Source organism: Acinetobacter sp. AND/436 (assembly GCF_049546925.1).
GTDB lineage: Bacteria > Pseudomonadota > Gammaproteobacteria > Pseudomonadales > Moraxellaceae > Acinetobacter > Acinetobacter indicus.
The window spans coordinates 1-22,288 of sequence record NZ_JBMXBO010000007.1; the positions used below are offsets into that span (position 1 = coordinate 1).

Below are 22,288 nucleotides of genomic sequence, written 5' to 3' on the forward strand. Positions count from 1 at the left end.
GGGGGAAGCTTAATAGTTTCAGCTAGTGTTAGAGCAGATTTTTTATCAATCTCCAGAACATTTTCTAGTAAACTCTGATACTTGACCAACCTTGGCAACCAGTATTTTTCCCATCTTATTGGATTTTGAAACTTCAATTCATTCTCAGAATCACTTATGATTTTTTCCCATGCAATCCACTCTGCAATTATCGCATCATCTTTAAACCATATTCTCTTAGCATCACAATTGATCCATTCATCTACAGCATCTTCTATTGCTGTATTTAATAGCTGTCGGTTATTAGAAGAATCATTTTTTAATGCATTTTCAACAAGGTAGTTCTGAAATTTTTTAGATTTACTCAATATCATGGATTGCGTTAATACACGCTCAGTATAGATTTTCGTTGTTTCGGAATTAGAGTGATTCAGTAATTTTTGAATTACCCTCGTACTTTCTCCACACAATTTTTGAATCAATACTATGGTTGGTCTAAAATTTTGTCCAGTACATCCACCTTCTACTAAAGGCGAAATAAAGGGATCTTCTTTAGCTAAATCAGCTAAAAATCTCTTAACAATATTTACTACTGTAGAGCTATCTAAAGTATGGATATCTCTTCTTGCACTCATAGTATTGCGTTGTATAAATAATGGGGTCTTTTTTTGTAGAATTAGACTATTTGACTCATTAGTCTGAATACTCTTCAATACAGAAATCATTCTTTCAGAATGCTTGATACATAATGAAATCATAGGATCTGTTGTTTTTATATCTTTTTCTATTGGCTTATTTGCTCTAGGTTTGTCCATAAAAACATGTGTTTTTCCTTCTTTCGAACTAGGCTTAAAACTTGTTAAATATGTATAAAAAGCAACACAATCAACATTTGGTGCAATTTCAATATGAGAAAGTAAACCCACAATGAAAGGAGCTAATGTTTCTGGAGTTGGAAAAAATGCTGAATGTACCCTAGAAGAACCCCATTTTCTATATTTCAGATAGTCGCTTATACCTTTAGGCCATTTTATTGATTCTGGTAAAATACGTCCATAGTGTGCATAAAGAATCGACAATGCTAGTTCAATAGTCCTAGGATCATCCCTTCCATCTGAATCAATATAGTAAGTTTCAACTTTATTAAATTTTTCTTTTTGTTCCAATAACAGATTGTTAATACTTTTATTCAAGATAGTCATATCATCAATATTGGTTGACATCCCATTTAATAAGTTTTTAACCCTGCTACTTTTCCAACCTTTCGTACGAAAAAATTCTTCCATTCCTTTAGGCCAATATTTTACTGCTGGAATATTATCTCCAAATTTTGAATATAATATTTGGAATGCTTCTTCCAGTGTTCTTTCACGTCTACGATAAAAAGAATTAAAATCAGTTACACATCTTAATTTTTCAAGATCATTCTCACTTAGCTGTTCTATTATTTTTTCTACCTTTTCCCAATCCTCTTCCCATTTATATATATCAACAATGGCCTTTTTATGAATGATATCTATTGCGCCTAAAGAATAATTTAGAGCTTTAGCTTGCAAGTGCTCTAACTCAAACCGATCCATGATAACTTTAATATCTTGATGATCAAAATGGCTATCATCCTCAATATAACATCTAGCTATTTCAGCAAAAGAATCTTTTTGATTGCTATTAAAATTTGAGAAATTAGGAGGAATAGGGAAATCTTCAATAATATCTTCACTAATTAAACCTTTAACAAATGCAGAAGCTCTAGAAAATTTTTGGTACTTAGTGGATAAACCATTTTCTACATTAGTATCTAAGGATTTTTTATATTTAATAATTGATTTCTCATCAATTTTTTCACTATGTTTTGAAATAAATCTAAGAAAATTTCTTAATTCCAGAAAGACAGCTCTGCTAGACTGTTGTCCCTTTAAATATATTTTTAAAGCCGTAGCTATTGCATGAATATTCTCTAAATTAGTTAAATCACTAATATCATAGGTCTTTTCTTCAACAGTAATTTCTAATTTAGGAAATTCTATAATAGATTCTTTTATCAATGGTTTTAGTACAATAAGTTCACGCTTTAGCTTAGTCATTCATATCTTCCAAATGAATACTGGCAGTATATATATCTAATGTTGAAGAATGACTATGCCTTGTAAGCGTCTTCGTAACTTCACGAGGGTCACGAATATGCTTGAGCTGGGAAATTTTTTTAAGCTTATCTGTAGCAAATCTATGTCTTAACCCATGTACCCATACGTATTGGTCTTGTGTTAGGTTGCCATTTTCCAAAGCTTGCAGCCATCTAGATCTAAGTTGATTAGAGAATGTTCGACGATGAAGTGCTTGACCTGTTGTAGAGGAAATAAATACCTGTTGTGGTGGAATATATGCCTTACGCTGTAGTCGTGCTTCATTCTTAAATTTTTTTATTAACTGATTCCGTTCAGATTCAATATAGTCCAACGTTTTTTTTAATAAAATTCCACTCACCGGAATCCGTGCTTTCTTTTTTCCCTTTGTTACAGTCAATTCAATAAGGCTTTGTTGCACAAAGATTTCATAACTATATGATTTTAAAGGTTTTGATTATTTTTTGATCCAAAATTAAATTTATTTAAATCAGATGCTTACATATTTATGCAACAAAGCCATTCAATAAAGGAATTATTTTTCTCTATAATATTTTGTTCTAGAGTCTCCCTTGACGGTATCTGATCAACGCTTAACGCACATATTTCATGTGCCCGCAATCCACACCTACGTCCCCACTCAACCATCAAATTAAAGCGAATTTCTAAATCTTCAGACTTAAAGTATTCTTCACTTAATACCGTTTCAATCCATTCATCTCTTGGCGCAATTTTAGGTGATGCCCCTTGTTTGTTATAGTATTTAACCAAATTATGGGTGACACCATTTTTGGTCTGAAAAACTTTTATTTTAAATTTAGAAGTTACTCCTATTAGATTTTTACAATAATTATTATTTTCACACCAAAACAAGAAATCAATTACGCTAGATAATAATTGTGATACGTAACCTTCAGAGCCGGGATTCCGATTCGATATTTGATTTGCGTAAGCCTCTAACCAGTACTCATCTATATGATCAAACGAACACTCTTTATTTTCAAGTTCTAACTGAGAAATGAAGTCACATACATGCTTGGTATAGGTATGCAAAGTACCTTCGCTCCATAAAACTCTTTGAGATAGAAAATATTTAAGTGTGAGGCGATTTATAATGTGTTCATTATTTAAAATTAGGGGAAATTTTTTATGAGATTTTCCAGCAAAGATTACTTCATCAGCGTAATCAACATATGCCATATATCCACCTTAACTGTTTGAATGAACCATGTTTTCTTAACATAGCACTGAAACGAACATAAATGAATATACAGCATTCTTAGAGTAAAGTATTAGAGTAAACTATTAGTGAGCAATAATGACCTTATTTACACCACGCATCAGCTGTATTCTTCCTATTTGTTTCTATTATTTACTTTATAAGAGTTATGCTTAAATGGCTACCTCTTTACCCAACAAGTGCGTTAATTGTTGTCGCGCAGTATCATCAATTTGCTGTTTATCGACTTTTATATAGGCAACTTGCTGTTCAGACATCACCACGACTTCTTCAATACCATGAATGGCCAAAAGTTGAGAAGTCCACTCATCCGTTTGTTTGGCCTCAGGCAGGCGAAATACCATCGACGACAGATAACGCGGCTGGGCCAGACCAAAACTCATCAGCAGCCAAATTATAGCAACTGCGGTCAGAATACTCCAACCCATCGCCGTGTTATTCAGCAGTAACAGTTGCCCGCCAATCATGCCGCCAAAGAAGGCACCGAGGAACTGGCTGCTGGCATTGACGCCCATTGCAGTGGCTTTGGATTGAATCGGTGCCGCCTTCGATAACCAGGACGGTAACAGCGCTTCCATCACGTTAAAGGCAATAAAAAACAGGCCCAGTCCAATCAGCAGGATATATTTAGATTCAAAACCAAAAATCATCACGATCAGGCCAAGAATAATCCCGCCAATCGCGGTCAGGAAAATACCGCGCATTTTGCGATATTTTTCCGCCAGAATAATACTGGGGAAGGCAAAAAACAGACTCAGCACCAGCAGCGGCAAATACACCCAGCCGTGACTGGACAATGGCAGACCGGCATATTCAATCAGCTGCGGCGGTGCATAAATAAACATCGCCGTTAGCAGTAAATGCAGGGTAAAAACTGACAGATGCAGGCGGTTTAAATCGCCCATTTTTAGCACCTGTTTGAGCTGCGGCAAATAGCCCTGCTGGAAATTACGATGATGGCGCGTGACTTTAGGCACCAGCAGCAACATGGCAATGGCCGCCAGTCCCATAATGGTGGTCACCCAGAACAACCCGGAAATACCAACCAGTCCGGTCAGCCACGGCCCGGCACTAAAGGCAATCACGAAGGATAAACCAATACTCATGCCCATCATGGCCATGGCTTTGGTGCGCTGTTCTTCACGGGTGACATCGGCCAGTAAAGCCATCACCACGGCAGACACCGCGCCACCACCGGCAATGGCCCGGCCAATGATGACCCCATAAATGGTCTCTGACATTGCAGCAATGGCACCGCCTAAAGCAAACAGTAACAGTCCAAGCACCACCAGCGGTTTACGGCTATAGCGATCAGCAATCAGGCTAAATGGAATCTGTAAAATGGCCTGGGTCAAACCATACACCCCAACCGCCAGACCAATTAAGGTCGGGGTTGCATATTGATAGGATTGCCCTGCCACCGAGAAAACCGGAATAATCATGAACAGACCCAACATGCGTAAGGCAAAAATACTGCTTAAGGCAAAAGTTGAACGGCGTTCTAAGGCATTCATCATATCAATAGGCTAAGTGCAACAATTTTGTATGCGAATATCCTACATCATTCATGCTGCAGATGCTGCGATATTCAGCACAATATTCTGCATCTGAACTGCCAGTCATAAAAAAAGGTGCAATTGTTTGCACCTTCTTTAGATCAGACTGCAACTTAGTGCAGTGCCTGACGTTTTTTATATTGAATTGAGGCAAATACCGCCCAGACAATAAAGGCCACACCAATCAGACCGGTGACCACTTCCGGGACATGTAAACCGGTTCCGCTGGCAATCATGATAAAGGCCAGTGCACCAATCGCATAATGCGCACCATGTTCCAGGTAAATATAGGCATCCAGGGTGCCTTTTTCTACCAGATAAATGGTCATCGAACGCACGAAAATCGCACCAATCGCCAGACCGAGCATGATAATCACCACGTCTGAAGTAATCGCGAAAGCACCAATCACACCGTCAAAACTGAACGAGGCATCCAGCACTTCCAGATACAAGAAGCCACCAATACCGGCTTTGACCACACCGGTCGGCACGCCATTTTCATCATGACGAATCGCATTGCCGTTTTCATCGACTTCAGGTTCGCCACCCAGTAAATGACTCAATACCTGTACGCCAATATAGATCACGATGCCCCAGATGCCGGCCATGGTCACCACCAGGCGTTTGTCCTCAACCACATTGGCTGCCATGATCAGCAAGGCCACTAGTGCAATAAAGACCGACATGGCCGGTACGCTGGCCAGATTGGATAAACGGCGCTCAATCCAGCGGAACCAGTGGGTGTCTTTTTCATCATCGAGGAAAAAGTTCAGGAACACCATTAACAGGAAGGCACCACCAAACGCTGCAATTTCAGGATGATGCGCCATTAATTTGGCCGAATATTCTTTTGGATTATTCAGTGCCAGCTGCACCACTTCCATCATGCCCATATCGGCTGTGACGGCAACAATCACCACCGGGAAAATTAAACGCATACCGAATACGGCAATCAGAATCCCGACCGTCAGGAACAGCATTTTCCAGAAATGGTCCCAACCGCGCAGGACTGATGCGTTAACAACCGCGTTATCAAACGATAACGACACTTCCATAATGGCGAGAATGGCCGTAATGGTCAGTGCTGTGAACATGGTTTTCAGGCCTGCTTCCGGGCCGTGGGTATAGCCCCAATAAGCAGACAAACCGAGACACACGATCGTAAATGCAATAGAGAAACCAAAATGTTTCATCATGACAAATCGACCTATGACATTATTAGATAAAGAAATTCGGTAAATATTAAACTTGAATTACACCGAATGCGCCGCGTGCATCCTGCTGAAGACATGCAGGACCTCGGCGATAGAGATATGGCCGCTATTATGACGCTTTTTGATGACGATGCCAAAACACTTCGTATGCTTTTTTGTTGATTCTGATACAAATCAAAGCGGCTCATCTTTGCGGCGCAAGTATGCTAGTCTTTGGGCATTGATCTTGATGCTTTACAGGAACCGGACATGCGTTTTTCTGAACAATTGTGGCAACAGAATTTAGAACTGTATCAAAACACCCTGGCCCTGCCCTTTAACCAGGAACTGGCGCAAGGCAGCCTAAGTCGTGAGGCCTTTAGCCACTATGTGATTCAGGATGCGCATTATTTACTGGCCTATGGCCGCGCGCTGGCGGTGTGTGCTGCCAAAGCCTTTGATGCCGATGATGTGATCCAGTTTGCCGAAGCCGCCAAGGTAGCGATTGTGGTGGAACGTTCATTGCATAACGGTTTTATGCAGGATTTTGGCATTAGCAAGGAACAGTTTGAAAATACGCCGCTGACCCTGGCCTGCCATCATTACACCAGTTATCTGGTTGCCACTGCCTGGTCAGAAAGCTATCCGGTGGTGCTGGCCTCATTATTGCCATGTTTCTGGATTTATGCCGAAGTCGGTAAAGATATTGTCGGTAACTCGGTCGCCAACAACCCATATCAGGCCTGGGTCGATACCTATGCCGGCGAAGAGTTCCATACCGCAGTGCGCAATGTGATTGCCACGGTTGACCGCGTGGCCGAGCGCTGTGATGAAGACACACTGGCGAAAATGCGTCAGGCCTATACCCGTGCTGCTGAACTGGAATGGCTGTTCTGGGACAGTGCCTATGCACAGCGTAACTGGCCGGGACTGGACAGCAGCAACTAATCTTTGATTACTCGCCCTGGTGCAAGATTAGTAGACTTGCACAAGGGCCGACAGCTCTCTTTCATTCTTGCGTGCTTTGATCCCCGTACTTTTTCTCCTGACAATTTTTTATCCTTATCGTTTTCAGATCTTGGCCTTTATTTGCAATCAACCGACATAATTTGACGTAGAAATACCTTAAGCCTGCACTTGAACATTTTTCATGCGCTATCATATAGAGGTTTTAAATGAATTTTCTAGGATCATTGCATGAGCCAAAGTCATATCCGTATTCGAGGCGCACGTACCCATAACCTGAAGAATGTGAACCTTGATATTCCACGCGACAAGTTTGTGGTGATTACGGGACTTTCCGGTTCAGGTAAATCTTCCCTGGCTTTCGATACCCTGTATGCCGAAGGTCAGCGCCGTTATGTCGAATCGCTCTCGGCCTATGCGCGCCAGTTCCTGTCACAAATGGAAAAACCGGAAGTCGACTCGATTGAAGGCTTAAGTCCGGCCATTGCCATTGAACAAAAATCGACCAGCCACAACCCGCGTTCTACCGTCGGCACCATTACCGAAATTTATGACTATTTACGTCTGCTCTATGCACGCGTGGGTACGCCCTACTGTCCGGAACATGACTTGCCGATGGTGGCGCAGACCGTGTCTGAAATGGTCGATGTGGTTAAAGGTCTGGAAGAAGGCACCGCCCTGCTGCTGTTAGCACCCGTGGTACGTGAACGTAAAGGCGAATATACCCATCTGTTTGAACAGCTGCAAAGCCAGGGTTTTGTCCGTGCCCGGGTAGATGGCGAAATTATGGAGATTGATCCGCCACCAGAACTGGACAAAAAGAAAAAACACAGCATTGAAGTGGTGGTCGACCGTTTTAAAGTCCGGGATGATTTGGGCAACCGTATTGCCGAAAGTTTTGAAACCGCTTTACGTTTAGGTGGAGATATTGCGATTTTATCGTGGATGAAAGGCGAACATCCGGACCGGGTATTCTCGGCCAAACACTCCTGCCCGGAATGTGACCGTGCCGTGGCTGAACTGGAACCGCGCCTGTTTTCATTTAACAACCCGTTTGGTGCCTGTCCGGTCTGTGATGGCCTGGGCACACGCAGCCATTTTAGTGCTGACAAGCTCATTCCCAATCCGGAACTTTCTTTAAGCCAGGGTGCGATTCGTGGCTGGGACCGTCAGCGTCCTTATTATTATGGCATGCTGCAAAAAGTCGCCGATCATTATGATTTTTCGCTGGATACACCGTGGAATGAACTGGACAAAAACACCCAGAAAAAATTTCTCTACGGCAGTGGCCGGGAAAAAATTGACCTGAGCTATGTCGATGAACGTGGTCGTCGCCATAACCGGGTACAACCGTTTGAAGGGATTTTGCCGCATCTGGAACGCCGCTATCGTGAAACAGAAAGTAATTATGTCCGCGATGACCTGGCGCAGTATCTCTCCAATGCCGCCTGTGATGCCTGTGACGGCTCACGTCTGAATGAAATTTCGCGTCATGTGCGAGTCAAAGACAAAACCATCAGCCAGATTACCAAAATGTCGATTGGTGACGCCGAGCATTACTATCAGAACCTAAATCTGGAAGGTGCCAAAGGCGAAATTGCCGATAAAATTTTTAAGGAAATCCGTGAACGTCTGCACTTTCTGGTCTCAGTCGGTCTGAACTATTTAAGTCTGTCGCGCTCTGCCGAAACGCTCTCGGGTGGTGAAGCCCAGCGCATCCGACTGGCATCGCAGATTGGTGCCGGGTTAATGGGCGTAATGTATGTGCTGGATGAACCGTCTATTGGTCTGCATCAGCGTGATAATGACCGCCTGCTGGAAACCCTGATTCGCCTGCGTGATCTGGGCAATACCGTACTGGTGGTCGAACATGATGAAGATGCGATTCGCGCCGCAGACCATATTATTGATATCGGGCCGGGCGCCGGCGTGCATGGCGGGAATGTGATTGCTGAAGGTACCTATCAGGAACTGGCGGCCAATGCCAATTCCCTGACCGGTCAATACCTGTCGGGCAAGCTCAAGATTGAAGTGCCGAAACAGCGCACCCAGCCACCGAAACCAGATGAGCAGATCAAGCTGATGGGCGCCTGCGGCCATAACCTGAAAAATGTCGATCTGACCCTGCCTTTAGGCGTGATGACCTGCGTTACCGGGGTATCCGGTTCGGGTAAATCGACCCTGATTAACCGTACCCTGCTGCCATTGGCCGCAACCCAGCTGAATGGCGCCACCACGCTCAGCGCGGAAAAGTTTGACACCATTGAAGGACTGCAATTCCTGGATAAAGTGGTGGATATTGACCAGAGTCCGATTGGCCGCACCCCGCGTTCCAATCCGGCCACCTATACCGGTCTGTTTACCCCAATTCGTGAACTGTTTGCCCAGACACCTGAAGCCAAAGGCCGCGGTTATGCGGCAGGCCGTTTCTCCTTTAACGTTAAAGGCGGACGCTGCGAGGCCTGTGAAGGTGATGGCATGATTAAAGTCGCCATGCACTTCCTGCCAGATATGTATGTGCCATGTGATGCCTGCCATGGCAAACGCTATAACCGCGAAACCCTGGAAGTGCATTACAAAGGCAAAAATATTTCCGATGTGCTGGAAATGACGGTCGAAGATGCCATGCATTTCTTTGATGCCATTCCGGTGATTCACCGCCGTCTGGAAACCTTGAATCAGGTCGGTTTAGGCTATATCCGTCTGGGTCAGTCAGCCACCACCTTATCTGGCGGTGAGGCGCAGCGGGTCAAACTGGCACGCGAACTGGCCAAGCGGGATACCGGTAAAACCCTGTATGTGCTGGATGAACCGACTACTGGCCTGCATTTCCATGACATTGCCAAGCTACTGGACATCCTGCATGAGCTGCGCAACAAGGGAAATACCATTGTGGTGATTGAACACAATCTGGATGTGATTAAAACCGCAGACTGGATTGTGGATTTAGGCCCGGAAGGCGGTGCCGGCGGTGGGATGATTATTGCCGAAGGTACCCCGGAAGAGGTGGTGAAAGTGAAAGCCTCCCATACCGGAAAATTCCTGAAACCGATGTTAAAATAAAATGAAAGGGCTCTGAGGAGTCCTTTTTATTCTTTTAAACGTCTAATCACATACTCAATATTCTTACATCTCAGCACGCTTGATGTACGAGCTTCATCTTTTAAAACTTCAAAAATTAAGGTATTTATTTTAGGCTGTAGCTCAGTTGAGATTTGCTGATTTAATATTTTTCTCAAAATTCGAAGCTTATTAAAGTCGTTAAATCGTTCATCTTTTGGAATATCTATAAAAATTAATTTTTTCCAATCTTGTTTAGTTGCTAATTCAAGTACTTTGGGATCTGTGAGTGAATTCGATCCATTATGTTCGATATAACGATAAATTACCTCTATTAAAGTTGGTAATCCCTGATATGGTTTTTGCTTTTCTAAATTCTTTAAATAACTATAGAATTGATTATCCTCATTAAAATCAAAGCTAAATTGTTCATTTGAAAATAGATAACCTTTAGAGTCATACTCCTCTGAAAGCCAATTATTAATATTATTCTGCAATTTTTCCGATAAATCCTTATCGCCAAACTCCATTAAAAGTTTACAGTAAAAGGCTAAGTTTTTTAAATTCTCAATACCAATTATTTGACTAGCAGCTTTATAAAGTCTCATACAAAAAGTGTTATCTACTTCAAAGTTACGCCATTCCTCCATTAAATTATCTAAATCATCTCGAATCTGATTATTCTTTTCAGATATTAGTTCAGAATTAGCTAACTCATAAATCCTAGAAAAATTTAGTTCTCCTTTTTGATCAAACCACCTTTTAAACTCAATTAACCATTCATCAGCATAAACAAAATCATAGGCTATTAACTTCAAAGACTCATATGTTTTCTGTTTTATTTCAGGCCAGTCTTTCTGTTTATCCTCAAATACTAATTTGACATCCTCCCAACCAAATTCATATTTTTTCCCGAAATCCTCAATAAAATAACCTTGTAATACTCGAATCAAAATAATTTTTTTTGTTGAATATGCAACTTCGTTTGGTAATTGCTCTATAAATTGTCCATACAACTTAATCACTTTTTGAAAAAATCGAAAATTATGAATTTCTAATTTTTCTGCGAACTCAACCATTAAATCAATTAATGGTTCATCTATATCCTTTGCATTTTCACGAAGCAAAGGCTCAACAGATGTAATTTTGATTTCTTCATCAATCAGTTTTTCTTTGTACTCAGCATATTTTCTCTTATTTTCCTTCTCAGTCTTTGATTCATCTAAAATTAGAATTACCTGACAATTACGTTCTAATTTCAATTGATTCGCTAGGCCCATAACATCTTTGATATCTAGCTTATTTGACATACGTTCGAAATCATCAAAACAGATAATGGCATCTTTAACTTGATTAAACATCAAACTATCAAATATCTTTGCGGAAGAGCTGATGCCGAACTGAGAAATTCTGGTTTCTTTTAAAATCGAAGGTAATCCTCTTATCCATCTAGGAATTTCAATAGCAGAATTATTATTTTCAATATGGCTATAAATATGAGTTTTTAGATCACTCAGTGATTCCAATCCAAACAAAGAAACATATACATATTTCTTTTTATTTGGACTATTCTTTCTAAACTCATTCCAAAAAAAAGTTTTACCCACTCCCCAAGATCCAGTGATAGCAATAGCCATACCTTTTTTTTCATTTTCTATAAATATTTTTCTTAATCTTTCTTCTGAATTCATGTTTATCAATATCTAAAAGGAATAAATTTTTTAAATTATAAAACGGCTATTAAGAGAATTAGACTCCAACCACCCTATTCCGCCCCTTCTCTTTGGCCTTAAATAAGGACTGGTCTGCCCGGCCAAACAGTTCCATCCAGCTGCCTGCATCTGCGGCGACCCCGGCACTGACAGAAATATTTAACGGCGTGTCCAGTCCCGGCAGGGTCAGAACATTCTGGCTAATTTCCTGACGTAATTTCTCGGCAATACTCAAGGCCCCGTCCAGATCAATCTGCTCAATCAGAATCAGGAATTCATCGCCCCCATAACGCACAATCAGGTCAGATGAACGCACACTGTGTTTTAACACTTCGGCAATTCCCTGAATCACCCGGTCACCGACAATATGCCCATACTGATCATTGACCTCTTTAAAGTCATCAATATCAATAATAATTAAACCGGTTTGATGGAGCTTGTCCGGATTCTGATTCAGATATTGAATATATTCTTCCAGCGCCAGACGATTGGAAACCCCGGTCAGGGTATCGGTATTCGCCATATTGCGTAGCTGGAATTCCAGCAAATCCCGTTCAGCCAAACGTGCCTGCAACTGCTTGAGCGCAGCAAATAAAGAGGTGGGTGAGGAATCTGGAGCTGTGGCCGTCTGCGGCTGGGCTTCAGATAACTCTAAAATCAGATCCCGCGCTTCAATTAAAGGTTTAAATACCTTAAAACGCGCATAGACCATGGTAAACAGCGCCGCCAGCAAAGAAATAATCGACACCGACAGCGTCAGGATAAACTGCTGCCAGGCAGCATGACGCTCCTGCTGGGCCAGCCAGACACTATAATCCAGCAGATATTTCTGCAGATTCACCACCGTCGTAAATTTATCGACAATATTCAGGGTCAGTTCAGTCCCACTTAACGAATACAGGCGCGCATGCAGACTTTCTTCAATCAGCTGGCTGACAATAGGAACCCCCTGATCCAGATATTTTTGTTTAACCTGTTGATGCAGTCCCAGGTATTCAGGCGTTTTGTGCTGTTCAGGCTGAATCGAGTTGACCAGATCCCATAAATAATAAGATTGCCGCTGGCTCTGTAAGGAATAAGCCAGGTTCTGTTCAGGAATTGGTTCTTTAAAAGTCACGGCCGCCATAATCGTCGAGGCCAGACGTCCGGCCTGATCACGTAAATCGGCCAGTACCAGAATCAGACTATAGGACTCCGACAGCATGGTCTTTTTGCCTTCCGACTGCATCATGACATGCTTCAGCACCTCATAGACTTCATCCCAGGCACGAAACATGGCCTGAATGGCCTGATCCAGCTGTGCTGAACTGCGCTGGGCATAGGGTTGTGCTGCATAGGCATCCACCGCAGCACGTCCTTTTGCCAAAGCCGGTTTTAAATCGGTGGTCAAGGCATTGGCCTGTGCAGCAAAACCGGCGCTATTTAACAATTGCATGGTGTGTTCAATCTGCAGATCGACCCGCTCTCGAAACAGGGTCAGCTCTTTCAGGTTGGCACTGAGTTCATCTGGAGTACTGGACATGACCTTATTGGCCGGACCACGTTCGCGTGAAATCTCATTGGCCAGATCGGCCACATGACGTAAGACTGAAATTTCGGTCAGCACCACATCGGACTGCTGATAAGAGCGATAACTCTTCAGCGTCACCGGAACCGAAATAAACAGAATCGACAGGATGATAATGAGCATAGAAATAAACAGACGCTGCTTAGTATTCTCTGAATGCAAGCGATGGGACATGTTTATAACCTCACTACCATGAGCATGAACTGAACGTATTGAATCAACAAAGGCAGAGCAACGACCTGAAGCGGATGACCACACTGCTGAGGAAAAAATAACAGGACAGCGGTAGCGTTCATTCAACTATAAGTCGAATAAATCAGCAAGATAACTAAAAAATTGTGACAAGGTTAACAAATTTATTGATTAAATTGAATAAAAACTGACGAAATTAGAGTAAGTTTCTATTTTTTTTGAAGGGCAACCGAGATTGCATTCTCTTAAAAATTAAATATAAGTCAATGATTTATATAGCAAAAACAAGGTTTTAAAAATTGTATAAAAAATTAAAGAAAACATTTTACAGCTGCATCAAATAAGTGCATAATGCACCGCATTGGGGCGACTTTAGATATTCCTCAGCAGAATTTTAAATTTTCCCGCAAATTTTGGCTAAAAAATCCCGGTTTTCGTTGAAAACCGGGATTTTTTTATGGTCATATATTCAATAGCGCTTTTTAATTCAAGAAATATTGCACCAATATGGTGCACAATAAATTTATACTTAAGCGGTTTTTAATCCTGACTACAGGATTCAGGCATAAAAAAAACCCAGCCTTGGGGAAAGCTGGGCATATAAAAAGTAAAACTTTGTGGAGAATCTCAGTGCAGTTCCTCTAACCTCTAGTCCTGCATCAAGAAAAATCATGACCGAAATCACAATTTCGATAAAGCCGACCAAACGGTATAACTTTATCTAGCCATTATGATACTTATCACACTTTTTGTAAAGCCTATTAAAATAGTCTACTTTTAGTTTAACCAGTATTAATAGTCAGCGAATTTAGACCTATAAAAACCAGAAAACGTAGAAAAAAAGTAAAGCGTTATCAATTTCAGCTACATAATCCTGGTCTTAAGTTTCATTTTTTAAGCTTTATGCGCTGCTTTTCACATTTTTATTAGATTGCTTTTATAGATAATTTATATTGAATCAATTCATATTAACTATAAAGAAAAGTGAGGCAGCAAACACTTTTCTTTCGCAAATGAGATTTAGCCGCTTGTTCTTTATACACTTTTTAGGTTGACAACAGATTTCTCAATTGACTACTTTTTCGCCTATACGCATTTTAGAGCAATTACTCAACTAAATAATCTCCTTTGTCTTCATTGACTTAATAAATTGTTACAATACAATGCCTATTGTTTAATCCATTTTTAACAAAACTGGTAACTATCATGAAAAAACTCGGTTTAGCCACAGCTTTATTATTAGCCATGACCGGTGCTCAAGCGTACCAATTTGAAGTTCAAGGTCAATCAGAATTCCTAGATACAACTGAAAACAATCAAAACTTTACTGGTGCAGTTCAAGGTACTTACTACTTCAAAAATGTTGATTCAACTAAAGGGCCTTTAGCTGAAGCTGCATTTTTAAACCAAGCATCTAACTTTTCTTTAGCTTACCAATATGGTCAATACGATGCGCCACGTGAAGGTGGTCGTTCAGATGTAGAATCTCATGTTTACGGTGCTAAAGCTGAAGCTTACATTCCGACAAAATTCGTTCCAGCCTATGCAAGCGCTTCTTATAGCCACACGCACAACGATGGCAAAAATGAATTTACTGCTGATGACAATGGCGACCGCTATGCATTAGAAGTGGGTGCATTGCTAGCACCAAACTTTCTGGTTGCTGTAGGTTATACCAGCATTGCTGACACAATGGCTGTTGATGCCTTCGGTACACTTGCAAATGGTGCAGTTAAAGCCGTTGGTGAAGCATTAACAATCAATGAAGATCAAGATGCTATTACTGCACGTACTAAATACGTGGGTGCAATTGATGGTACAAACATGGCAATCGGTTTTGAAACTGGCCTTGTTTACGGTGAAAGCACAGCGTACAACCTGAAAACTGATCTTTACTTAACGCCTGCTCTTAGCGTAGGTGCTTCTTATGCTGAAACTAGCGGTGATGATTTCCTAATTGATTCAGCTTGGGGTGCAAACGTAAACTACTTCATCACTCCAGCAGTTGCAGTTGGCGCAAGCTATGTAAATGCTAACGCTGAAAATGCAGCAGTAGATACTCAAACTGTTGGCTTAAATGCTAAATTCCGTTTCTAATCTGATTTAGAAACTGATGTAAAAAAGACGCTCTATGAGCGTCTTTTTTTGTTTGAAAGAAATGATTATTCCGGACTACGTACAATACTCAGGAAATATAAATGCCGTTCATATTGATCCAGGATATCCTGCAGTAAATCTTCCTGGGTCCAGTCCATTACATCGTAGTTCTGCCCGCCCTCTCTTAAAAATACCTCGGCCTGATAAAATGGTGCATCGGCCGTAACTTCTGGCATAAAGCTCGGCGGCACAGTTTCACGGGACACCACCTGATAAATAAAGTTAATCTCATGCTGATGATCGACCTTTAAACGCAGGCCATCTTCCAGCGAATCAATCGACACAGTCAGATGCCGCTTCAGGAACTCCTTCTGAATATTCTCAAAAGCCTGCTGTACCTGAATCTGAATATACTGTTCTACCTCGGCCTGGCTATGCGGATAATGCATGATCAGCCCCAGACGCTGTTGCCAGCTGCGTGGATTATGAATGGCGCGCGGCGTAATCCGCGCTTCCTGCAAGGCATTCATTTTGGTGACATCTAGCCGTAGGGCTTTGAGCAGGCCCCAGCACATCAGCAGCAGAATGAAGGTAAATGGCAAGGCACTCATAATGGTGGCCGACTGGAGCGCACTCAGGCCACCGGCCAATAGCAGGATAATCGCCAGCACCGCCATCAATACGGTCCAGAACAGCCGTTGCCAGACCGGAGAATGTTCCGTTTTTGCAGTGAGAAAATCTGTGACCAGCGCACCTGAATCTGCCGAAGTAACAAAAAACAGCATCACCAGCAGGGTCGCCAGCAGACTCATGATGGAGGCAAAAGGCAGATTACTTAAAAACTCAAACAGGGCCACCGAGGAGTCCTGCTGTACTGCGGTCATCAATTGCAGATTCGCTTCATGCAAAATGCTATACAGCGCGGCATTGCCCATAAAACCCATCCAGACCAGGGTAAAACCAGTCGGAATCAGCATTACCCCCACAATAAATTCACGGATACTGCGTCCTTTGGATACCCGGGCAATAAACAGTCCCACAAATGGCGACCAGGAGATCCACCAGGCCCAGTACATGATGGTCCAGCCCCCAATCCAGCCACTCGGTTGATAGGCATATAAATTGAAGGTCATATGAAACAGATTCGAGGCATACTGACCAATATTCTGAATGGTGGTTTGTAGTAAATAGATACTCGGCCCCGTTATAAATACAAATAACAGCAGCACCACCGCCAGCACCAGATTCAGCTCTGACAGGCGTTTAATACCTTTGTCCAGACCAAAAAACACCGATAAAGACGCCATGCTGCTGACCACAATAATCAGGATCATCTGGGTACTGGCACTTTGTTCAATCCCGAATAAATAATTTAAGCCGGAATTGATCTGGGTCACGCCAAAACCCAAAGTGGTGGCAATTCCGAAGACAGTACCGAGCGTGGCAAAGGTATCAATCCCATCTCCGAGCGGGCCGTAAATTTTTGAGCCAATCAGCGGATACAGGGCGGAACGGACTTTCAGTGGCAGATTGTGCCGGTAAGCAAAATAAGCCAGCGCCAGCCCGACCAGCGCATAAATGGCCCAGGCATGAATGCCCCAGTGGAAAAAAGAAATACGCATCGCCTGCTGCGCTGCCTGGATGGTGGCCGGCTCACCGACCGGTGGCGAGACATAGTGCATCACCGGTTCAGCCACGCCAAAGAACATCAGGCCAATGCCCATGCCGGCGGTAAACAGCATCGCAAACCAGGAACCCTGATGATATTCCGGCTGGCTATGGTCCGGACCGAGCTTGATTTTGCCCATATCGGACAGTGCAATATAAATCAGCAGAATCAGGAATACCGCCACTGACAGTACATAGAACCAGCTAAAAGAATCAGTAATCCACTGGTTCATGCGCTGGGTCAGCAGTTCAAAACTATTGGGCGCCAGCAGCACCACCGCCAGAAAAATCGCAATAACCGCGACCGTACTGATAAATACATTCGGATTGATATTGCCCCACCAGGGCAATTTTTCGGAAGGCATAACTCCCCCATTTTATTTTTAAAGATGATAGACAGACGCTTTAGGTCCGGGCAGCATTCACCGCAAAGGTGAACAAAAGATGAGTGTCGTGAGCTTAAACTCGCGCACAGCTTAGTCCTCTTGCAGCAGAAACACTATTAACTGCTGTAACAAAATAGCCCAAGCCGATGATTAATCTTTATTTCTGGGCAAATGACGAATGTATTGCAGGGCAATCAGCCGGGAAACAATTAAGGCCAGATACATCACCCCGCAAAACATTTGCAGCATGGCAATCACCCGTACTGCCGGACCAATCGGCATCAGGTCAGACAGGCCGGTGGCAGACTGCAAACTGAAACTCAGAAACAGTAGATCCAGCCAGCTTTGTAAATGTGGTTGGGTCGGATGATAAAAACTGGAAGGATCCAGTATCTGGCAAATATTGTAAACAAAGGCAAACGCCCAGGCAATTAAGGTGAATACTGCGCCGGCGGCAAACAGTTCATCGCGAGTCAGGTAACGGTCTTCAAACATATAACGCAGCAAACCATAGGCCGCACTTAAATAGGCCGCGGCTTCAAAGGCATGACTAATCACCAGCACGGTCGGGTTATTAACCCCCAGCACAATCAGCAGAGAAAAGAACAAGGCGCCCGTAACAAAGCTCAGCCCTAAAAAAGTAAACATCGGGGTCTGGCGAATGACTTTGGCAATTAACAGCAATACCACCACACCCAGCATCCAGATCAGCACGCGATAGGTGGCATGATGGCTAAGCAGCGACAATACGAGAATAAAAAACTGCATTAACAGCAGCCAGGCCGAAGGCAACAGCCGGAATCCTTTCCATAAATCAATGAATGCTTGCATGGGCACATCCTGGGTATCTTGGTGTAATGCGGACATCACTTTCTTTTTTGTTCTGATTACCATAGCATGCTTAAAAGCGCAGACAGATCACTCCTTTGTATGAAAATTACAGAAAAAGTACGTCAAGAAATCACCCAGATTGAATTCCGGGATGACCTTTCTCAGGATAAAAAAATTGCCAAAATCACCCATCTGGCCTGTGCCACCTGTGCCGGTGTCGCCATTCAGCCCCTGCCTTTTGCCGATATTCTGATTCTGACACCCTTACAAGGCTACTTTGCCAGCCGGATTGCTGCCATTCACGGTATTAAACTGACCGACAATGAAGCGCTGGACTGGGTCAAGGAACTGATCGGGCTGGTGGGTTTGGGCATCGCCGCGCAGCAGATTGCACTGGGGGTCTGGAAAACCGTGACCTTTGGCTTTGGCGGCCTGCTGACCATTCCACTGGTCTACGGCCTGACTTTTGCGATTATGAAAGTGGCTGATCTGTATTTTTCCCATAAAGCCCGTAATGAAAAACTCAGTGAGGAACGCATTAAAGCGGTATGGAAACAGGCGTTCCAGCAAGGTAAAAAACAGGGACAGGCTCAGGCAGAGCAGCTGCAACAGCCAGAGGATTAAGCCATGACCCGATCGTCCTCTCCGATTCACTATCTCCGTAAAAATTTTGATGCGCTGGCCATCACCACCGTATTGGCCAAACTGGCCTGGAACGCGCGCACGCCGCAACTGACTGAAGCGGATCAGGCGGTACTGGCTGCATTAAGACGCAGCCATGCTGAACTGGCAAACGCCCCTCTGGAAGATATTCAGGCTTATTTACAGGGTTTTGATGAGCAGCAGATTGTCGGGCTGGTATCGACGGTTAAAGGCATGTTGCATGATATGGAGTTTGTACGGCTGGACCATGAAGATGGCGACAGTCTGTATGCCGCGTATCTGGACCAGCACGACCATACCGATTTTGATGTGCTTCTGGCCGATCAGCACAGCGGCGAAAGCTGGCAACTGCAACTAAAAGCCATCGAAGGTACTGGCACCGGCAAAGACTGGATTGCTGCCCCTCCTGAAGAAATGTTGCTTGCCACTGAAGAAATCGCGGCACAGTTGGGTCTGGAAAGTTCTGGTCTCAGCACCAAAGAGCTGACCCAGAGCGTGGAAGATGCGATTGATGTGATTGTCACCGCCAAAGACCCGAATGATGAACATTTCTGGGACTACTTTCCGGCCATCTCCGTGGCCAGTGTTTCACTGGCGATTTATGAACTGTTCCGGCGCTATCAGCAGCAGGAAATCAGCTGGTCAGAATTTAAATGGATGGCGGCCAAAGTATCTGGCATCAAGGTCAGTAAAATTGCCTTTATTGGCCTGCTGTTGGGTCTACCGGTGGTCGGTCAGGTCACGGGTGCCTACCTGGTCGCCAAGCTGTTACTGAATGCCAAAGCCACCTGGTTTGAAAAAGAATCAGCGCTATATCGCAAACTACAGGCCTACTGGGCCAGCAAGCAAAAACCGCAGCCATAAAAAAGCCCCTTGCGGGGCTTTTTTTAGGCATATCTGCTCATCTTAGTGATCAGATGCACCTGAGATACCAATACCGGTTTGTGAGCGGACAAACTGTGCATCGAATGCTTTACGTTCCGCTTGTGCTTGCGCAGAGTTATCGGTAATCGAGAACAACCAGCAGCAGAAGAATGACAATGGCATTGCGAAGATTGCAGGACCGTTAAATGGCACCACTGGTGTATCAGAAATTGCCAGCGTATCGACCCAAACTGCTTTCGACAATACGATCAGCACGACAGCAGACACCAGACCTGCAACACCACCAATCACCGCACCACGTGTGGTTAAACCTTTCCAGAACATCGACAGAACCAGTACCGGGAAGTTCGCACATGCAGCTACCGAGAATGCCAGACCCACCATGAACGCAACGTTTTGTTTCTCGAACAGAATACCCAGAATCATCGCGAAGATCGCTAAACCTAAAGTTGCGATTTTAGACATGCGCAGTTCAGATTCAGGTGTAGTTTGACCTTTCTTGAATACGTTGGCATACAAGTCGTGAGAGATTGCTGAAGCACCTGACAGGGTCAGACCGGCAACCACCGCAAGAATTGTGGCGAATGCAACTGCTGAAATGAAGCCCATGAATAGGTCGCCACCGACTGCGTCAGACAGGTGTACCGCCGCCATGTTGTTACCACCCACCAGCTCAAGCTTGCCAGTGACTGCCATTTTCGCGACATCCAGGAATTGCGGGTTGTTGGCCACATACAGGATCGCACCGAAACCAATGATGAAGGTTAACAGGTAGAAGTAACCAATAAAGCCGGTTGCAACCACAACAGATTTACGTGCTTCTTTGGCATCTTTTACCGTGAAGAAACGCATCAGGATGTGTGGCAGACCTGCAGTACCGAACATTAATGCCAGACCCAGTGAGATCGCATCAATCGGGTTAGATGCCAGGCTACCTGGACCCATGATATTGGCTGCATCAGCCAGGCTCAGGTCATGTACCTTCGAGAACACCTGAATTGATTGTTCAAACATGTTAGTGAAGCTGAAGCCCACGCCTTTCATTACCATGAAAGCCATGAAGGTTGCACCAGACAGTAACAGTACCGCTTTAATGATCTGTACCCAGGTCGTTGCCAGCATGCCGCCGAACATAACGTAAGCCATCATCAATAAACCAACCAGCACAACTGCGATGTTATAATTCAGACCGAACAGCAGTTTGATCAGCTGACCTGCACCCACCATCTGTGCAATCAGATAGAACGCCACGACGACTAGCGAGCTGAATGCCGCCAGGGTACGTACCGGTTTTTCTGATAAACGGAAGGAAACTACGTCAGACAGGTTGTATTTACCCAGGTTACGTAAACGTTCTGCAATCAGGAACAATACGATTGGCCAGCCCACCATGAAGCCCAGTGAATACAGCAAGCCGTCGAAGCCTGACATAAACACCATGGCGGAAATACCCAGGAAAGACGCAGCCGACATATAGTCACCGGCAATGGCCAGACCGTTTTGGAAACCTGAAATACCACCACCGGCAGTATAGAAGTCTTTGGTATTGGTGGTTTGTTTCGCCGCCCATTTGGTAATGAACAGGGTCGCACCCACAAAGATCAGGAACATGATAATTGCAGGCCAGTTGGTGGCTTGTTGTTCTGCTGCGCCCAGATCAGGTGCGGCAAAAGCCATACCTGACATCATCAACGCTGAAGCTGCAGCAGCTTGCGCCTTCAATGAAGTCCATTTCATCTTAGTCTTGTCCTTTTTGTTGTGCAATTGCTTCTACTTCACGCATTGCTTCTTCATTCAGTTGATCCAGCTTGTTATTCGCAATATAGGAATACACTGCACACAAAATGAAAGATAACACGATGATGCCCAGACCCAGTGGAATACCCCAGGTCGTCACGCCACCAGAAATGGAAGATAATAGAAACTCTTTGTTATAGCCAACTAACAACATGAAGCCGACATAAACGATTAACATGATTGCGGTAAGCGTCCAGCTAAGATTACGCTTTTTTGCAACCATTTCTTTGAATTTTGGATTGTGTAGAATTCGATCTACTTGAGCCTCATCCATAGTTTTACTCCTTGAAACGCCCAGCCTTAGGCGTAATTTTTAATTCGAATTATATTCATGATGAAAACTAACAAGTTTGTAGGGTGCTTGTAATTTAGA

General features: G+C 43.6%; 16 protein-coding genes. 5 read left to right on the top strand and 11 right to left on the bottom strand.

Features of this window, described 5'->3' with window-relative positions; translation table 11 throughout:
* From ACPEPR_RS07065 to ACPEPR_RS07085, 5 genes are all read right to left on the bottom strand, one after another.
* Positions 1–2,063: hypothetical protein (locus ACPEPR_RS07065; RefSeq protein WP_423562212.1), on the bottom strand; the 2,063-nt coding region annotated here is incomplete at its 3' end.
* A complete protein-coding gene (locus ACPEPR_RS07070) occupies positions 2,056–2,523 on the bottom strand; it encodes a hypothetical protein (protein WP_423562214.1) in 468 nt (155 codons plus the stop codon). The genes ACPEPR_RS07065 and ACPEPR_RS07070, both read right to left, overlap by 8 nt.
* Positions 2,524–2,600: 77 nt before the next feature.
* The gene (locus ACPEPR_RS07075) at positions 2,601–3,302 is read right to left on the bottom strand and encodes a hypothetical protein (RefSeq protein WP_423562215.1); all 702 of its coding nucleotides are present in this window, start codon (positions 3,300–3,302) and stop codon (positions 2,601–2,603) included.
* Between the two features lie 192 nt (positions 3,303–3,494).
* Positions 3,495–4,859, bottom strand: a complete 1,365-nt coding sequence (locus tag ACPEPR_RS07080) for an MFS transporter (protein WP_075167305.1) — start codon at positions 4,857–4,859, stop codon at positions 3,495–3,497.
* A 152-nt stretch (positions 4,860–5,011) separates the two neighbouring features.
* A complete protein-coding gene (locus tag ACPEPR_RS07085) occupies positions 5,012–6,094 on the bottom strand; it encodes a DUF475 domain-containing protein (protein WP_005180731.1) in 1,083 nt (360 codons plus the stop codon).
* 267 nt (positions 6,095–6,361) lie between these two features.
* On the opposite strand from ACPEPR_RS07085, the gene tenA reads away from it, so the two are divergent.
* Both tenA and uvrA read left to right on the top strand, forming a co-directional pair.
* Entirely contained in the window at positions 6,362–7,039 is a 678-nt protein-coding gene (tenA, locus tag ACPEPR_RS07090; protein ID WP_075167304.1) for a thiaminase II, read from the top strand.
* Between the two features lie 249 nt (positions 7,040–7,288).
* A complete protein-coding gene (uvrA, locus tag ACPEPR_RS07095) occupies positions 7,289–10,120 on the top strand; it encodes an excinuclease ABC subunit UvrA (protein ID WP_411683925.1) in 2,832 nt (943 codons plus the stop codon).
* Positions 10,121–10,146: 26 nt separating this feature from the next.
* Here the strand turns inward: uvrA and ACPEPR_RS07100 are convergent, their stop codons facing one another.
* Both ACPEPR_RS07100 and ACPEPR_RS07105 read right to left on the bottom strand, forming a co-directional pair.
* A complete protein-coding gene (locus tag ACPEPR_RS07100) occupies positions 10,147–11,808 on the bottom strand; it encodes a P-loop NTPase fold protein (protein ID WP_423562216.1) in 1,662 nt (553 codons plus the stop codon).
* Positions 11,809–11,866: 58 nt separating this feature from the next.
* Positions 11,867–13,570 carry a GGDEF domain-containing protein gene (locus tag ACPEPR_RS07105; RefSeq protein ID WP_423562217.1) on the bottom strand — a complete coding sequence of 568 codons (1,704 nt, stop codon included), beginning with the start codon at positions 13,568–13,570 and terminating at the stop codon, positions 11,867–11,869.
* Between the two features lie 1,221 nt (positions 13,571–14,791).
* Between ACPEPR_RS07105 and omp33-36 the strand changes: the two genes are divergently transcribed.
* Positions 14,792–15,685, top strand: coding sequence for a porin Omp33-36 (omp33-36, locus tag ACPEPR_RS07110; RefSeq protein WP_265734836.1), 894 nt, complete (start codon positions 14,792–14,794; stop codon positions 15,683–15,685).
* A gap of 65 nt (positions 15,686–15,750) precedes the next feature.
* Here the strand turns inward: omp33-36 and ACPEPR_RS07115 are convergent, their stop codons facing one another.
* On the bottom strand, positions 15,751–17,718 hold the full coding sequence (locus ACPEPR_RS07115; protein ID WP_104489300.1) for a BCCT family transporter: 1,968 nt from the start codon (positions 17,716–17,718) through the stop codon (positions 15,751–15,753).
* A gap of 171 nt (positions 17,719–17,889) precedes the next feature.
* Positions 17,890–18,570: an ion channel gene (locus ACPEPR_RS07120; protein ID WP_104505648.1), complete on the bottom strand. Its 681-nt coding sequence runs from the start codon at positions 18,568–18,570 to the stop codon at positions 17,890–17,892.
* Between the two features lie 99 nt (positions 18,571–18,669).
* Here ACPEPR_RS07120 and ACPEPR_RS07125 point away from each other — a divergent pair, with 99 nt between their 5' ends.
* Positions 18,670–19,194 (top strand): DUF697 domain-containing protein, encoded by a 525-nt coding sequence (locus tag ACPEPR_RS07125; RefSeq protein ID WP_005180740.1) that lies wholly within the window; start codon positions 18,670–18,672, stop codon positions 19,192–19,194.
* 3 nt (positions 19,195–19,197) lie between these two features.
* Entirely contained in the window at positions 19,198–20,097 is a 900-nt protein-coding gene (locus tag ACPEPR_RS07130; RefSeq protein WP_104505649.1) for a hypothetical protein, read from the top strand.
* Positions 20,098–20,139: 42 nt separating this feature from the next.
* Here ACPEPR_RS07130 and ACPEPR_RS07135 read toward each other — a convergent pair whose 3' ends face one another.
* Entirely contained in the window at positions 20,140–21,855 is a 1,716-nt protein-coding gene (locus ACPEPR_RS07135; RefSeq protein ID WP_075167300.1) for a cation acetate symporter, read from the bottom strand.
* A 1-nt stretch (position 21,856) separates the two neighbouring features.
* On the bottom strand, positions 21,857–22,189 hold the full coding sequence (locus ACPEPR_RS07140; RefSeq protein ID WP_005180745.1) for a DUF485 domain-containing protein: 333 nt from the start codon (positions 22,187–22,189) through the stop codon (positions 21,857–21,859).
* Between the last annotated feature and the right edge of the window lie 99 nt (positions 22,190–22,288).